Below are 15,539 nucleotides of genomic sequence, written 5' to 3' on the forward strand. Positions count from 1 at the left end.
CCTGTTTTGGCAACAACAAGTAGTTATTGTGCTTTGATAAGCTGCTGATAATACTTGCAGGCGGGCCTTAAACCGCATTCTTCACATTTGGGATTTCTTGCCAGGCAGGTATAACGGCCATGCAGGATCAGCCAGTGGTGGGCGATATGTACCTTTTCTTTTGGTATATTTTTCAGCAGTTGCAGTTCTGTTTGCAGTGGTGTTTTGGCGTTGGTGGTAAGACCAATGCGGGCGGAAACTCTGAACACATGCGTATCCACGGCCATATTGGGCTGCTGGTGTATCACGGAGGTGATTACGTTAGCGGTTTTACGGCCTACACCAGGCAGTTTCACCAGTTCGGCCACGGTGTCGGGTATTTCCCCATTGAAGTCATGCATCACCATCTGGGCCATGCCTATGAGGTGTTTGGTTTTATTGTTAGGATAACTAATACTTCTGATGAGGGGAAACAGATCATCGAAAGTAGCCTGACTCAGTGCGGCAGTGTCCGGATAGCGCTCAAATATGGCAGGAGTGGTCATATTCACCCGTTTATCGGTGCATTGTGCGGAGAGAATAACGGCTACCAGCAGCTGGTAGGGATTATCGTAAATAAGCTCTGTTTCGGCATTAGGCACATGTGTCTCAAAATAGTTGAGCACAAAGGCGTACCGCTCTTTTTTGGTCATGCCGTAAAGATAGGAAAAATGAAAGCGATAACTGCACGGATCGTACAGCAGTATATAGGTAACTTGTTAAGAATCAATAGCCGTGTCCTGAACTATTTCTGTTCGGGCTTACTAGCGGCATAATCAAATATCATCTGTAGGGTGGCTGCCCGGGGAGTATAACGAATGGTGTTGAGGACTGCTTTGGTGTCCTCGAAACAAGCCTGTTCTTCCCGCGTTAATGATGCTTCCTGCTGTTGACGTTTGAGATCGCTATCAGTAACAAGATACAAGGTTGACAGGGTGGATAGTGTAAAATTACTCATGCATAATCAATTTGATGAAAGAATAGTGTATCCCAACTTTATAACGACGGAATAATAAATTGTATTGTTAATTTAGGATAAATTTTTAAGACTCGCAAGGAGGAGAGGGGCTACTCTTGGGGTGCAGGCGTGATAATAAAGAGGTCTTCATTATCCTTTTTCATGTAGTATTTTTCGCGGGCAAATTTCTCCAGTTTTTCCGGGCTGGACAGGAGTTCCTGTTGTTCTTCCTTCGTCTGTTTGATTTCTTTGATAAAAAAATCTTTCTGGTTTTCCAGTTTGTTGACTTCAGACTGGAACTGATATTGGTACATCAGGTTGGTTTTGTCCAGAAAGGCAATCCATATAACAAATGCGACGCCCGTGATAAAGAACTTGTTCTTTACATACCTGGGCAGTTTTATGGATTTGAAGAAAGACATATATGCAATTTAGGGATTTTTTGACTTACGATTTTTTGATGTGGGTAAATCATCATTTTTATCCAATCAAAAAATCGTAAATCAGAAAATCCCTAAATCAAAGTGGTTTATTTTTTAACGCTGATAGCTTTAGTTGGATAGATTGCTACTTCGCCCAGCTCTTCTTCAATACGGAGCAGCTGGTTGTATTTAGCCATACGGTCGGTGCGGGAAGCAGAACCGGTTTTGATCTGGCCGCAGTTCAGTGCTACAGCGAGGTCAGCGATAGTAGTATCTTCGGTTTCACCGGAGCGGTGGCTCATGATGGAAGTATAACCGGCTTTGTGGGCCATGTTTACGGCATCAATGGTTTCTGTTACAGTACCGATCTGGTTTACTTTGATCAGGATGCTGTTGCCGATGTTTTGATCGATACCTTGTTTCAGACGTTTAACGTTGGTTACGAACAGGTCGTCACCTACCAGCTGAACGCGGCTGCCTACAGCTTCAGTCAGTTTTTTCCAACCTTCCCAGTCGTCTTCTGCCATACCGTCTTCGATGGAAACGATAGGGTATTTGTTGCACCACTCAGTCCAGTAAGCCACCATTTCATCGCTGGTGATTTCTTTCTGAGAGCTTTTGTAGAATTTATATTTTTTGGTTTCGTCACTGTACATTTCGCTGCTGGCGGCGTCCAGGGCGATAGCGATTTGTTCACCCGGAGTGTAACCGGCAGCTTTGATAGCTTCGAGTACAGTTTCGATAGCTTCTTCGTTGCTCTGGATTTCAGGAGCGAAACCACCTTCGTCACCTACGTTGGTGCTATAGCCTTTACCTTTCAGTACAGATTTCAGTTTGTGGAATACTTCCACACCCCAGCGCAGACCTTCAGAGAAGGTAGATGCACCGATAGGAACGATCATAAATTCCTGGAAATCAATTTTGTTGTCTGCGTGCGCACCACCGTTGATGATGTTCATCAGGGGAATAGGCAGGGTAAATGCGTTAACGCCGCCCAGGTAGCGGTACAGCGGTTGATTGCATTGTTCTGCAGCAGCTTTGGCAACGGCCATGCTCACAGCCAGGGTAGCGTTGGCGCCCAGTTTGGCTTTGTTGGGGGTGCCATCCAGGGAGATCAGTAATTTATCGATACCAGCCTGGTCTGTAACTTCCCAGCCAACCAGTTCTTCCGAAATAATTTCGTTTACGTTCTTAATGGCTTCCAGTACACCTTTACCACCATAAACGCTCTTGTCGTTATCACGCAGTTCTACTGCTTCATGCTTACCGGTAGAGGCGCCGGATGGAACGGCAGCACGGCCGAAATGACCATCTTCAGTAGTTACATCTACTTCAATTGTAGGATTACCGCGGCTATCGAGAATTTGCCTGGCATGGATTTCTGAAATAGTACTCATAATTCGAAAGTTATAATTGTTAGCTATTAGCGGTTAGCATCGGGCGTTTAGTCTGGGAGCTAAAAGCTTATAGCTAAACGCTCTTGGTTATTTCCCGGAAAATGGTTTCCAGGCTTTGTGAATTGCTTTGCAAAGAAAGGATGTTCCTGTTATTAATCAAAGCAAATTGTAGCAGGTTTTTTCGCACAAGGTCTATCTCGTTGGTATACAGTTGCCAGCTGTTGCCTTCTGCAGCTTTGACGCGGGCAACACCGGCGATCTGTGCCAGTTCTTCAGCTGTGGCCGGCTCTCCGAAGGTCACCTGCAGATAGCCGTTGGCGGTATTTTGCTGCTGCAGCTCCGACAGCTGGTCGTCAGCCACTATTTTTCCCTTGTTGATGATGATCACACGTCCGCAGAGAGCTTCCACTTCCTGCATGATATGGGTGGAAAGGATCACGGTTTTATCGGCTCCGAGGTCTTTGATAAGTTGACGGATATCAGCCAGCTGATTGGGATCTAGCCCTGTAGTGGGCTCATCCAGGATCAGCACTTCGGGATCATGCAGCAGCGCCTGGGCCAGCCCAACACGCTGTTTGTAGCCGTTAGACAGTGCCCCTATCTTTTTCCGGCTTTCCGGCTGCAGTCCGGTAATATCGATCACCTTCCTGATACGCTCCGCAGTAGTCTGTCCCAGCTGATGCACACCGGCAACAAACTCCAGAAACTCCCGTACATACATGTCGTAATACAACGGGTTCGACTCCGGCAGGTATCCTACTCTTTTACGTACCTCCAGTGACTGGCTGACAATATCATAACCACAAACACTGGCACTGCCGCTGGTAGGAGGCAGAAAGCCCGTAATCATTTTCATGGTGGTAGACTTCCCCGCCCCGTTGGGGCCCAGGAATCCTGTTATTTCCCCTTTCTTCAGCTCAAAGGAAATAGCATCTACCGCCCTTTGTTCGCCATAGACCTTACTAAGTTGTGATACCAGGATAGACATGTATGATAGCTCGTTTTGCGGCAACTAATGTACTGAAGAAATTTATGAATTACGAATTACGAATTACGAATGAGGCAGGAAGAACCCTTGAGCTTCCTGTCTTTTCACCGGTCCTGGTCGTAATTCGTAATTTGTAATTCGTAATTTTTTTCTACCATTGCAATATTATGAAGAGAGTTATTGGCTTATTTTGCTTACTACCACATTTATTACAGGCACAATCCGTTCCCGAAAAAAATTACCCTCAGGGTTATTTCAGGAACCCGCTGAATGTTCCCATAGAGCTGGCTGGTAACTTCGGAGAGTTAAGGCCTAACCACTTCCATTCCGGAATGGACATGAAAACCCAGCAGAAGGAAAATCTGCCGGTGCATGCTGCTGCAGATGGATATGTGAGCCGTATAGGCGTGTCGCATACCGGCTTCGGGAATGTATTGTACATTACCCACCCCAATGGCTATACGACCGTATATGCCCATCTGAACAGCTTCTTTCCTGCCCTTCAGGCTTACGTGAAAAAACAACAGTATGCCAGTGAAAGCTGGGCCAGTGACCTGTCTATCCCGGCGAATATGTTTCCCGTGAAGAAAGGTGATTTTGTAGCCTGGAGTGGTAATACCGGCGGTTCTGCCGGCCCGCACCTGCACTTCGAAATCCGGAACACTCAGACGGAAAAACCGCTCAACCCGCTGCTGTTTGGCTTTAACATAGCTGATACCCGCCCGCCGGATGTTTATCGTATAGCCATTTACGATATGGAGAAAAGCATCTATGAGCAACAGCCTATGATACTCGCTGTTAAAAAAGCCGGCGACCACTACGTGACCACTCAGCCCGTTGTAAAAGTGAAAGCCGATAAGGTTGGTCTTGGTATCAACGCTATCGACCGCATGAACGACGCACCCAACACCTATGGCATCTACGAAGTGTTTATGCTGAATAATAATGTGCCGGACATCGACTTCCAGCTGGATAATATCGGGTATGATGAAACCAGATATCTGAATGCCCATATCGACTATAAGGTGAAAAAAGGCGGAGGCCCTTATCTGCAGCTGCTGTTTTCCCTGCCAGGCAATGAACTGGACATATACCACGATCTGAAAGGTGATGGTACCATCAACCTGGCAGACGGACAAGTGCACGAAGTGAAACTACTGGTGAAAGACGCCTATGGCAACACTTCCACCGTGAAGGTAAACCTGCAGCAGGGCGGAGAGGAAACACCGGACAAGCCTTGTGCCAATACCATGTATCCTGATTCTCGCAATATCTTCGAAAACAACCAGGTCGAGTTCTACCTGGATGAGCGTGCGCTGTATGACCGGATCTGCTTTAATTACCAGGAGATCCCGGCTGCATCTGCAAAATATTATTCCAACATCTATCACCTCCATACTCCGCTGGTACCAGTACACGACTTCTTTGACGTGCGGTTGAAGGCTACCAGAACAGTACCCGAATATCTGCAGCCTAAAATAGTGATGGTACGGGAAGGACTTGGCAGTACCAGCGTATCCGGTACTGTGCTGGAAGACGGCTGGTACAAAGGCACTTTCCGCGATTTCGGCAACTTCCACCTGGAAGTAGATACGATAGCGCCCAAAGTAGTGCCGGTGGGTGTGAAACCCGGCGCCAACCTGTCTAAAGCCGCCAAGCTGTCTTTTACAATGAGCGATGCCAGTGGTATCAAGGATTTCCGCGGAGAGCTGGATGGTAAGTGGCTGATGTTTTCCCGGAAAGGTAACGTGCTCACCTATACGTTTGATGAGCATTGTCCTCCCGGCAATCATACGCTCGTGATGAAAGTGACTGATGTAGCAGGTAATGAAGGTAGCTATCATCTGTCTTTCAAACGTTAGTGCAAAACATAATCGTCTTCCCATAACCTAAAAAACACGATATGGTAAACTTAAAAGAAGGAGAAAAAGCACCGGTATTCAACGGCAGGGACCAGCACGGCAAAGCCGTGTCACTGAAAGACCTTGCAGGCAAACGTGTGGTACTTTATTTCTATCCGAAAGACATGACTCCTGGCTGTACTGCGCAGGCCTGCAATCTGCGCGATAACTACCAGGACCTGACTAAAAAAGGATATGCAGTGGTAGGAGTAAGCACCGACGACGAACAAAGCCATCTGAAGTTTATAGAAAAATATGACCTGCCTTTTACCTTACTGGCAGATGATGACCATAAGATCGTAAACCAGTATGGTGTCTGGGGTGAAAAACAGATGATGGGCCGCAAGTATGAAGGAGTTTACCGTACTACTTTCCTCATCAATGAAAACGGCGTGATTGATCATATCATCAAAAAGCCGAATACACAGAACCACACGGAAGAGATCCTGGAGATCTGGAAGTAGTTCCTTCTTCGTTTCTCAAAGGCATAAAAAAACGCAAAGACTTTCATCTTTGCGTTTTTTTTATGCTCCTTTAGGGAGATGATTATCTTTTCTGTCTTTGTTTTTTGAACAGGTTACCAGTTTTGAACTTGTTACCTTCAGGGCTACCTACGCGGTCCATTGCACAACGGAAACCTACGGTGTTGGTGGCCATGTCTTCCTGCATGTAACGGCGGGTACCTGGAGAGAGCCAGTAGGCGCGGTCGTTCCAGCTACCACCTTTTACAACGTGTGATTTGTCGTTGATCAGGGTAGTGACGCCATAACCATATTCTACCTGAGAGAGGGTGTCACCATCGAGGTAGTTGATTACGTCACCTTTCTGGTAGTTAAGACGGTTAGCACTTTCTTCATCAGTAACATCACGCATTTTCAGGTGACCCAGGCTGTCTTTTTCGAACTCTTTGTTTTCGTTCTGGTAAACGGTCTGGAACTTGTTACCACGGAAGTAGTTGAAGTCTTCACCATCGATAGGGCTGAGAGGCCTGTAAACATCCAGTACCCATTCTGCTACGTTACCGGACATATTGTAGATACCGAAAGTGTTAGGGTAGAAAGAGCGGGTAGGGCCAGGGATGGAGGCACGGTCGTTCAGACCACCGGCCACACCCATGTTATCACCGGAACCGCGTTTAAAGTTGGCCAGGAACTGTCCTTGCATGGTACCACGGCGGATATCACGCAGACCGCTGGTGTTGGTGCCCCAGGAGTAAACCTGTTTGTTCATGATCAGCTCTTCCCCGTGTTTGCCTTCTTTTTTGGAAGGGCCAGGGTTCTGACCGATGTAACCCAATGCTGCGTATTCCCATTCTGCTTCTGTGGGCAGGCGGTAGGCAGGCAGCATGATACCGTCTTCAAACTGGGCGGCCCTTGGAGTACCGTCCGCGTTTTTGAACTGGTTTTTAACAGAGCTGGACATTTTGCCCGGAGTACCTTCATAGAGACCAGCGCTATAAGCTTTGGTGTCGAAGGTATTATCATCAGACTGGTTGGTAATGTCTGCTTTGGAAAGCAGGCCTTTGTCCATCAACAGCTTTTCGTTTACACGGTTGGAACGCCATTTACAGTAGTCTGTTGCCTGTTTCCAGGTTACACCTACTACCGGATAGTCGTTGTAGGCCGGGTGGCGGAAGTAGTATTCTACCAGTGGCTCATTGTAAGCCAGTTCACTACGCCATACCAGGGTGTCCGGCAGCGCGTTACGGTAAACCTGTGGGAAGGATTCGTTGTACACGCGGGCCAGCCAGAACAGATACTCCCGATAGTGCACGTTGGCCACTTCGGATTCATCGATATAGAAGGAGGATACTGTAATACGACGTGGAATGTTGTTCCAGTCGCCCATTACATCCTGCTCAGTGGCGCCCATGGCGAAAGTACCACCTTGTACAAATACAAGGCCCGGACCTGTAATCTGGTTTTTATTTTTGGCTACGCTGAAACCACCCATTTTCTGGTCATTATAGTTCCAGCCCGTAGCAGAGGATGCTTCCTTCTTTTTGCCGAAAAGTCCTCCACCGTCCTTGTGACAGGCAGTCATGGATAGCATTACGCCGGTACCAACGAGCAATGATAAAGAGGTTAATCTACGCATGCGATACAGCTTTAGTCGATTATATTTACAGTAAACGCAAATGTAATCTTTTTTATTTTATGGCGAAAAAAATTAATTTGTAATATGCCCCGGCCACGACTTGATAGAACTATCGCCAAGAACAAGACTGCAGCGAAAATTAAGAGATATATTTGAATTTTTTATCTTATATTTTCTCTACATTACACCAACCTTTTGGAAAGCATGGAAAAGGGACATCAAGATAATGAAACCTTCGTATATTTTCCCTGTGCTCCTGTTAATTTTTCTATACCATAACAGGACAGCCTTCGGACAAACAGGACCAAGATCCTATAATAATCATAGCATACTGGCATCGGGCAATTGGTTTAAATTATCCGTAGCAGGCCCGGGCGTGTATAAGATTGACGTACCGATGTTGCAGCAGATGGGAATAGACACCCGGCAGCTGCCTTCAGGGGCCGTACGCCTCTATGGCAGCGGGGGCCAGATGTTGCCCGAAGCCAATGGTCAGCCTCATCCCGATGATCTGCCTGAAGTAGCCCTGCAGGTGAATGACGGAGGTGACGGTTACCTCAACGGCAACGACTATATCCTATTTTACACACCCGGTCCCCACCGCTGGCAATGGAATCCCTGGCAGCCTGGTTTCTCCCACCAGTACAATCTTTACAACGATGTCTCCTGGTACTTTATCACCACCGGCGGAGACGGCGCCCGTATCAGACAGGATAACAATGCCCGGCTCCCCGACAAGACTGTGCTCTTTTTTGATTACCATACCTTTTACGAACGGGATAGTCTCAATTTCCTCAGCAGCGGCAAACAATGGTGGGGGCAGGAATTCAGTAAAGTGGTGGGCAACAGCCGTACCTATGACTTTGTATTGCCAGGCGCTCCGGAAGGCCCTGTTGCTGTTAAGTTCAGGGCGGCGGCCCGCAGCGCCTCGGGTTGTAATTTTAAGGTGAGTCTTAACGGAACAGCCGCAGCCAGCGCTTATCTGTTGCCCGTAGGCGGGAGCGTATTTGAATCTATCGCTACCGCGGCCATGGCTACCGGTACGGCTGCTGTCTCGCAGGCCACAGTATCAGCAGGGGTGGAGTTTCAACCCGGAGATATTAACTCAAGGGGCTGGCTGGATTATCTGGAGCTGACAGCCAGCTGTCCGTTACGGATACCAGCTTCGGGCATGCTGGATTTTCGCAGCACCACTGACCTGGGTACTCCTCAACAGTTACAATATGTATTGTCTAACGCTACCGCACAAACGCAGATATGGGAAGTGACAGACCAGCTTCACCCGCTGGCTATGGGCACTGTATTAAGGGCAGACTCTCTGTCATTCACCCGTTCTGCGGATTCATTGCGGGAGTTTATTGCCTTTAACCCGGGAAGTGCCGGGAGGCCCGTCCTGGGTGGGCCTGTGATCAATCAGGACCTGCATGGCGCTCCCGGGGCAGATCTGCTGATCGTTACTCATGAAGCTTTTCGCGCGGAGGCGGAGAGGTTGGCGGCCTGGCGCCAGCAACACGACCAGCTGAATGTACAAGTGGTGACTACCAGCCAGGTATACAACGAGTTTGCGTCCGGATCGCCGGACCCTACAGCCATCCGGAATTATGTGAAGATGCATTACGACCGGGGCGATCATCCCCGTTACCTGCTGCTCTTTGGCGCTGCATCTTATGACTACCGTCAGCGGGTGAAAAATAATACCAACCTGGTACCGTCCTGGCAAAGTGAGGCCTCGCTGGATGCTATCCATTCCTACGTGTCAGACGATTTCTTCGGCCTGCTGGATGATACAGAAGATATTACCCGTACAGATATCACCAACCTGCTGGATATCGGTATCGGCCGGTTGCCTGTTCGTAATACAACCGAAGCCAGGATGGCAGTAGATAAAATCATCCGTTACCAGCAGCCGGTTTCTTTTGGTCCCTGGCGTAATCAGGTAACACTGCTGGCTGATGATGGAGATGATAACCTGCATTTTAATGATGCCGAAGCCATGGGCGCGATGATCGCCAAAAGCAATGCACAGGCCAACATTGGTAAAATATACCTGGACGCCTATCCGAAGGAAAATACCTCCTCCGGCTCCCACTCACCTGAGGTGAACAAAGCCATTGCCAATACGATCAACAGTGGTACTCTGGTAATGAATTATACAGGGCATGGCAGCAACAACCGGCTGGCAGAAGAAACCATCATGGATGCAGCCAGCGTACGGGAATGGGTGAACGAAAACAGGCTACCGCTGCTGATTACAGCTACCTGTGACTTTGCTCCCTTCGATGATCCGGGCATAAACTCCCTGGGGGCACAGTTGCTTCTGCAGCAAAATACTGGTGCAATTGCGCTGATGACCACCACACGGGCTGTTTTCGCCAATTCCAACCGGTTGATGAATGCCAATTACCTACAGGCAGCATTTACGCCGTTGGCAGACGGTAATATGCGTAGTTTGGGTGAAGCAATACAACAAGGTAAAAATGCTACCTACAGCACTTCAGGAGATGTGATCAATAACCGCAAGTTCCAGTTATTGGGTGATCCGTCGATGACGCTTGCATTTCCACAGTGGCGCGTTATAACAGACAGTATCAACGGGCAGAAGGCGGGCACGGAAACGGATACCCTGAAAGGGCTGCAGCCTTGCATTATCAAAGGACATATAGCAGATAAAAGAGGTAATATACTGGAGGGTTATCAGGGAACGGTAACAACGGTGGTTTATGACCAGCCAGCCACTTACCATACCCGGGGAAATGATCCCCGTAGCCAGGTGGCGGAATATAAATTACAGCAGCGTGTTTTATTCAAAGGAACACAAACGGTGAAGGATGGTCGTTTTACCGTAGCGTTTACAGTTCCGGCAGATTTACAGCCTGGAAAAGCAAGTGGCAAGATAAGTTATTATGCCTGCGGTGAGATGTCAGACGGTGGTGGTTATTTTCAAGGATTCACAGCCGGGGGCCTGATGAATAATGCACCGGCAGATGTCACAGGGCCGGATGTAAAAGTGTGGCTGGACAGCAAACGTTTTGTCAACGGTGATATGACCGGACCATCTCCTTTGCTGATGATAGATCTTGCCGACAGTAGTGGTATCAATGTATCAGGTAATAACCCGGAGCATCATCTGATGGCGATCCTGGATAGTTCAGAATATTTTGTTTTAAATGATTATTTTGAAGCATCTTTGGACAGTTATCAGAAGGGACAGGTACGTTTTCCGCTGACAGCATTGCCAACCGGGGCGCATCGTATTACCATAAAGGCTTGGGACACCTATAACAACAGCACTGTAACAACGATCTTCTTCAAAGTAGCAGAGCCGGGGTCATTGACGGTGGAGGAAGTTGTCAACTATCCCAATCCCTTTTACGATGTAACCAGGTTTTCTTTTCTGCACAATCAGCAAGGACAACAGCTACAGGTAGATTTACAGGTATTTAGCACTGATGGGCGATTGGTAAAGAAAATGCGGAGCACAATATTTTCTGGTACCAGTCGTTTTGATGGAAGCCCCTGGGACGGTAGAGGTGATTCGGGAGCTAGGTTACCCGCCGGCATTTATATTTACAGGCTGATTATTAGCAGTAATGGTAAAACCAGGACGTTGGGTGGAAAAATGGTACTATTATGACCTATGCATTTGGGAGAGCAAGTTTGCCATTATCCCTACATCAACCCCCTTACGTTTTAATATTAATAAATAAGCTTATTTTTACACCCTATCTAAATACGAACGTTGCATGATCCGAAAGGTAACTTTGAGCCTTGTGTTCATATACAGTACTTTCACAAGTTTAAAAACCTCAGCCCAGATAAACACAGGTGAGATAGATGGCCGTACTAATACTATCAATACTGCAGTACCTTTTCTCCGGATTACACCTGATGCCAGAAGCGGAGCAATGGGGGATGTGGGTGTAGCACTGTCACCGGATGCCTCTTCTATATACTGGAACTTGTCCAAACTGCCGTTCGCAAAGGCTAATGGTGGTGTAGCTGTTACCTACACTCCCTGGTTAAAAGAGCTGGTAAACGATGTGTTTCTGGCAACCGTTAGTGGATATACGAAGCTGGACGAATACCAGGCTGTTTCCGCCTCACTGCGTTATTTTTCACTGGGTACTATTAACTTCAGGGATATCACCAACCAGGACCTGGGCGATTTCCGTCCGCGGGAATTTGCACTGGATGCAGGTTACGCGCGTAAGTTGTCTGATAACTTTTCTATGGGGTTGACCGCGCGTTATATTTATTCCAACCTGGCCGGCGGGCAGTCTAACGGCAGCACCATGATCAGGCCCGGTAAAGCTTTTGCAGCAGATATCTCCGCTTTCTATACCAAAGAATTTGAAAAGGCCGACGGGCTGGCCAACAGATTGAATGTGGGCCTGGCCATCTCTAATATTGGTACCAAGATTTCCTATACCAGTTCTGCACAGAACAAAGACTTTCTGCCTACCAACCTGGCTATCGGTACTGCCTATACGCTCAGCCTGGACGAAACCAATCAGCTGACTTTTGCCCTCGACATCAACAAGTTGATGGTGCCTACGCCTGATTCCCTGGGTAACTACAAGGAAAAAGGTGTGCTGCAAGGTATGTTCAGCTCCTTTGGTGATGCACCGGGAGGTTTGAAGGAAGAGATGCAGGAACTGATGTATTCAGTAGGGATGGAATACTGGTATAATCAGCAGTTTGCTGTGAGAGCCGGGTACTTTAATGAGAATAAGAATAAAGGAAACCGCAAATATTTTACGGCGGGGGTCGGTATCAAGTATGATATCTTCGGACTTAACTTCTCTTACCTGGTGCCTACAGGTTCCGGTACGCAGCGTAATCCACTTTCCAACACCCTGCGGTTTACACTTACCTTTGACCTCGGAGGCAGAAACGAAGAAAGCAGGACCGGTTGGTAATTGAAAAAAATAGATAATAGAATTCAGAAATATATTAAGTCCCTCCGTTTTTTTAACGGGGGGATTTTTATTTTTAATGCCTACCTTGCGCATTGGCATAAATGTTATAAAATATAAGCTATGAGTAGTATACGTATTGGTCTGGGAGTAGATTTTCATCAGCTGGTGGAAGGTCGCGATTTCTGGTTGGGTGGCGTAAAAGTCCCTCATCATAAGGGGGCGCTGGGGCACAGTGATGCAGATGTGCTGTTACACGCTATCTGTGATGCTATGCTGGGTGCCTTGTCGCTTGGAGATATCGGTGTACATTTTCCGGATACAGACAATACTTATAAAAATATTGACAGCAAAATTCTGTTGGCCCGTTGTGCACAACTGATAGGAGAAAAGGGCTATGGTGTAGTGAATGTAGACAGTACCCTGTGTCTGCAGGCGCCTAAGATCAAGGCCTATGTGCCGGAGATGCAGGCGGTGATTGCAGAAATACTGCGTATCGGTCTGGAAGATGTGTCTGTAAAAGCCACTACTACAGAGAAATTGGGCTTTGTAGGCCGGGAAGAAGGGGTGACAGCCCATGCGGTTGTATTATTGGAGAAAATAGCTAAATAATAATAAATTATCTTTGCCCAATGGCTGATATAATTGTGAAAATCATCAATAAGTCTGGTAATGAACTGCCGGCTTATGCGACTGCTGAAGCGGCAGGTATGGACCTGCGTGCGCACCTGGAGACGGCGATAACCCTCCAGCCACTGGAAAGAATGTTGGTGCCAACAGGGTTGTTCATGGAATTGCCCACCGGATATGAAGCTCAGTTACGTCCACGCAGCGGGCTGGCTATCAAACAGGGACTGACCCTGCTCAATACGCCTGGCACGATAGATGCGGATTACAGAGGGGAGATCAAGGTTATTATGATCAACCTGTCCAACGAACCACAAACGATACAACCCGGAGACCGTATAGCCCAGATGATCATCGCTCCATTTGTACAGGCGGTGATACAGCCTGTGGAGTTGCTGACAGAAACCGTTCGCGGTGAAGGAGGTTTCGGTCATACCGGTAAATCCTGATAAATGCGTGTACTCTTAACCGTTATTGGTGTTACCAGCCTTTTGATAACAGGCGCTTGCAGCGGGCCTAAAAAAGCCTTGCGTCGTGGTGCTGTTATCAAAGATCCTGCTGTATTGGAGCAGCGGGCTGACAGTCTTTTTTTTGCGGCCCAGCGTTCCAAGATGCTGGGTGATTACCGCACAGCTATCACCCAATACTCCGACTACCTGCGGTTAAACAAAAACAATCCTACCGTTTATTACGAACTGGCCCGTTTGTTTCTTGAGGTCCAGAACCCGGGTTATGCACTGGGCTTCGCCCGCCGTGCAGCCACTATAGACCCCGATAATCACTGGTTTCAGATCACCCTGGCCGATGCATTTGCAGTAAATGAGCAATTCGATAGTGCGGCCACCGTATTTGACAGGCTGACAACCCGCTTCCCTAACAGTGAAGACTATCTGTTCAACAAGGCGATGTTCCTCGCCAAAGCCAATAAACCGGCTGAGGCCCTGACTGCGTTCAACCAGCTGGAGCAGAAAACAGGGGTAGTGGAAGAAATCATCTACCAAAAACAAAAATTGTTGCTCAAAATGAGCCAGGTAGATTCGGCCGCTGCGGAGATCCGTAAACTCATGGATGTCAACCCACAGGAACTGCGTTATCATTACTTGCTAGCTGAGGTATATGATGCCAATGACCGTACAGAGGACGCCATCACCATCTACAAAAATCTGCTGAAGAAAGACCCGGACAACGCCAGGGCTTTGCTGGGCCTCGCGTCATATGCTAAAAAGAACAATGACAAAGCCGGCTACTGGGCCTACCTCACCCGTGCATTTGCTAATTCCTCCTATAGCATCGACGAAAAAGTAGCTTATGTGTATCCTTACCTGCAGATGATGCAGCTGGATTCTACCAAGGTAGAAGAAGGACTGGAACTCACCGCACTGGTAGTGAGAGCCCATCCCAAAGAGCCTAAAGCATATGCTCTGAGAGGTGATATGTTTTCCCAGGTGGATATGCTGGACAGTGCCCAGGAATGTTATACCAAAGCCCTGAGCCTGGACTCTACCCGCTTTTCGGTATGGTATCAGCTGATGTGGATCTATTCCCGCAAGGAAGAACCCAATGCTCTCCTCACACTCAGTAATACGGTAACAGAAAAATTCCCCAGAGAGTTTATGGGCTACTACTTTAAAGGAGTGGCCAGCTTCCTGTTGCAACAATATCCGGCTGCCATCAGTGCGCTGAACAAATCACTGGAAATCGGCTCCGGAGAAAAACGTTTCCTGGCCGACGTACAGTCTCTCCTGGGAGACGCTTACCATGCTACCGGCCAGCACCAGCTGTCCGACAGCAGTTACGAAAGGGCGCTGAAGCTCCGGCCGCAGGATGCCCTGGTACTCAATAACTATAGTTATTACCTGTCACTCCGAGGCGAAAACCTGGATCGCGCCGAGGAGATGTCCAAAAGGTCCCTGGAAATAGAACCGGACAGTCCAACCTACATGGACACCTACGCCTGGATATTATTCCGGCAGGACAAGTTCGAAGAAGCAAAACACTGGATAGAAAAAGCCCTGGAGTTTCCAGAATCACAGCAGAATCCAAATGTGCTGGAACACTATGGTGATATCCTGTTTAATCTTAAAGATGTCACAAAAGCGGTAGAATACTGGCAGAAGGCAAAAGACAAAGGAGCTACCTCCGTGGGCCTGGTCCGTAAGATCGCAGAAAAAAAATATATTCAATAGCCTTCAGCTGAGAATGCCCGGTATCTCCT

General features: G+C 47.8%; 13 protein-coding genes. 7 read left to right on the forward strand and 6 right to left on the reverse strand.

Going from position 1 to position 15,539, the window contains the following annotated elements; genetic code table 11:
* Positions 1 to 23 precede the first annotated feature (23 nt).
* The 5 genes from nth to gldA all read right to left on the reverse strand — a co-directional run bounded on the left by nth (position 24) and on the right by gldA (position 3,783).
* Positions 24 to 671 (reverse strand): endonuclease III, encoded by a 648-nt coding sequence (gene nth / locus DF182_RS15435; protein ID WP_113616469.1) that lies wholly within the window; start codon positions 669 to 671, stop codon positions 24 to 26.
* Positions 672 to 763: 92 nt separating this feature from the next.
* Positions 764 to 976 (reverse strand): hypothetical protein, encoded by a 213-nt coding sequence (locus DF182_RS15440; RefSeq protein ID WP_113616470.1) that lies wholly within the window; start codon positions 974 to 976, stop codon positions 764 to 766.
* A 110-nt stretch (positions 977 to 1,086) separates the two neighbouring features.
* Positions 1,087 to 1,398 carry an FtsB family cell division protein gene (locus tag DF182_RS15445; RefSeq protein WP_113616471.1) on the reverse strand — a complete coding sequence of 104 codons (312 nt, stop codon included), beginning with the start codon at positions 1,396 to 1,398 and terminating at the stop codon, positions 1,087 to 1,089.
* Positions 1,399 to 1,505: 107 nt separating this feature from the next.
* Positions 1,506 to 2,795 carry a phosphopyruvate hydratase gene (gene eno / locus DF182_RS15450; protein ID WP_113616472.1) on the reverse strand — a complete coding sequence of 430 codons (1,290 nt, stop codon included), beginning with the start codon at positions 2,793 to 2,795 and terminating at the stop codon, positions 1,506 to 1,508.
* A gap of 73 nt (positions 2,796 to 2,868) precedes the next feature.
* The gene (gene gldA / locus DF182_RS15455) at positions 2,869 to 3,783 is read right to left on the reverse strand and encodes a gliding motility-associated ABC transporter ATP-binding subunit GldA (protein WP_113616473.1); all 915 of its coding nucleotides are present in this window, start codon (positions 3,781 to 3,783) and stop codon (positions 2,869 to 2,871) included.
* Between the two features lie 167 nt (positions 3,784 to 3,950).
* Between gldA and DF182_RS15460 the strand changes: the two genes are divergently transcribed.
* Both DF182_RS15460 and bcp read left to right on the forward strand, forming a co-directional pair.
* The gene (locus DF182_RS15460) at positions 3,951 to 5,645 is read left to right on the forward strand and encodes a peptidoglycan DD-metalloendopeptidase family protein (protein WP_113616474.1); all 1,695 of its coding nucleotides are present in this window, start codon (positions 3,951 to 3,953) and stop codon (positions 5,643 to 5,645) included.
* A gap of 41 nt (positions 5,646 to 5,686) precedes the next feature.
* Complete coding sequence (bcp, locus tag DF182_RS15465) at positions 5,687 to 6,148, forward strand: thioredoxin-dependent thiol peroxidase (RefSeq protein ID WP_113616475.1); 462 nt, start codon at positions 5,687 to 5,689, stop codon at positions 6,146 to 6,148.
* 82 nt (positions 6,149 to 6,230) lie between these two features.
* Here the strand turns inward: bcp and DF182_RS15470 are convergent, their stop codons facing one another.
* The gene (locus tag DF182_RS15470; protein WP_113616476.1) at positions 6,231 to 7,781 is read right to left on the reverse strand and encodes an SUMF1/EgtB/PvdO family nonheme iron enzyme; all 1,551 of its coding nucleotides are present in this window, start codon (positions 7,779 to 7,781) and stop codon (positions 6,231 to 6,233) included.
* 226 nt (positions 7,782 to 8,007) lie between these two features.
* Here DF182_RS15470 and porU point away from each other — a divergent pair, with 226 nt between their 5' ends.
* The 5 genes from porU (at position 8,008) to DF182_RS15495 (ending at position 15,510) form a co-directional block, all read left to right on the forward strand.
* The gene (gene porU / locus DF182_RS15475; protein ID WP_113616477.1) at positions 8,008 to 11,415 is read left to right on the forward strand and encodes a type IX secretion system sortase PorU; all 3,408 of its coding nucleotides are present in this window, start codon (positions 8,008 to 8,010) and stop codon (positions 11,413 to 11,415) included.
* A 109-nt stretch (positions 11,416 to 11,524) separates the two neighbouring features.
* Positions 11,525 to 12,700 carry a type IX secretion system outer membrane channel protein PorV gene (porV, locus tag DF182_RS15480; RefSeq protein ID WP_113616478.1) on the forward strand — a complete coding sequence of 392 codons (1,176 nt, stop codon included), beginning with the start codon at positions 11,525 to 11,527 and terminating at the stop codon, positions 12,698 to 12,700.
* Positions 12,701 to 12,820: 120 nt separating this feature from the next.
* Positions 12,821 to 13,309, forward strand: coding sequence for a 2-C-methyl-D-erythritol 2,4-cyclodiphosphate synthase (gene ispF / locus DF182_RS15485; protein ID WP_113616479.1), 489 nt, complete (start codon positions 12,821 to 12,823; stop codon positions 13,307 to 13,309).
* 20 nt (positions 13,310 to 13,329) lie between these two features.
* Entirely contained in the window at positions 13,330 to 13,773 is a 444-nt protein-coding gene (dut, locus tag DF182_RS15490; protein ID WP_113616480.1) for a dUTP diphosphatase, read from the forward strand.
* 3 nt (positions 13,774 to 13,776) lie between these two features.
* On the forward strand, positions 13,777 to 15,510 hold the full coding sequence (locus tag DF182_RS15495) for a tetratricopeptide repeat protein (RefSeq protein WP_113616481.1): 1,734 nt from the start codon (positions 13,777 to 13,779) through the stop codon (positions 15,508 to 15,510).
* The last annotated feature ends 29 nt before the right edge of the window (positions 15,511 to 15,539 follow it).

Source organism: Chitinophaga flava (assembly GCF_003308995.1).
Lineage (GTDB): Bacteria > Bacteroidota > Bacteroidia > Chitinophagales > Chitinophagaceae > Chitinophaga > Chitinophaga flava.

What these genes read in the sequence shown, in the direction of transcription:
- nth (WP_113616469.1), bottom strand. Translation starts at nt 671, where the DNA reads ATGACCAAAAAAGAGCGGTACGCCTTTGTGCTCAACTATTTTGAGACA.
- DF182_RS15440 (WP_113616470.1), bottom strand. Translation starts at nt 976, where the DNA reads ATGAGTAATTTTACACTATCCACCCTGTCAACCTTGTATCTTGTTACT.
- DF182_RS15445 (WP_113616471.1), bottom strand. Translation starts at nt 1,398, where the DNA reads ATGTCTTTCTTCAAATCCATAAAACTGCCCAGGTATGTAAAGAACAAG.
- eno (WP_113616472.1), bottom strand. Translation starts at nt 2,795, where the DNA reads ATGAGTACTATTTCAGAAATCCATGCCAGGCAAATTCTCGATAGCCGC.
- gldA (WP_113616473.1), bottom strand. Translation starts at nt 3,783, where the DNA reads ATGTCTATCCTGGTATCACAACTTAGTAAGGTCTATGGCGAACAAAGG.
- DF182_RS15460 (WP_113616474.1), top strand. Translation starts at nt 3,951, where the DNA reads ATGAAGAGAGTTATTGGCTTATTTTGCTTACTACCACATTTATTACAG.
- bcp (WP_113616475.1), top strand. Translation starts at nt 5,687, where the DNA reads ATGGTAAACTTAAAAGAAGGAGAAAAAGCACCGGTATTCAACGGCAGG.
- DF182_RS15470 (WP_113616476.1), bottom strand. Translation starts at nt 7,781, where the DNA reads ATGCGTAGATTAACCTCTTTATCATTGCTCGTTGGTACCGGCGTAATG.
- porU (WP_113616477.1), top strand. Translation starts at nt 8,008, where the DNA reads ATGAAACCTTCGTATATTTTCCCTGTGCTCCTGTTAATTTTTCTATAC.
- porV (WP_113616478.1), top strand. Translation starts at nt 11,525, where the DNA reads ATGATCCGAAAGGTAACTTTGAGCCTTGTGTTCATATACAGTACTTTC.
- ispF (WP_113616479.1), top strand. Translation starts at nt 12,821, where the DNA reads ATGAGTAGTATACGTATTGGTCTGGGAGTAGATTTTCATCAGCTGGTG.
- dut (WP_113616480.1), top strand. Translation starts at nt 13,330, where the DNA reads ATGGCTGATATAATTGTGAAAATCATCAATAAGTCTGGTAATGAACTG.
- DF182_RS15495 (WP_113616481.1), top strand. Translation starts at nt 13,777, where the DNA reads ATGCGTGTACTCTTAACCGTTATTGGTGTTACCAGCCTTTTGATAACA.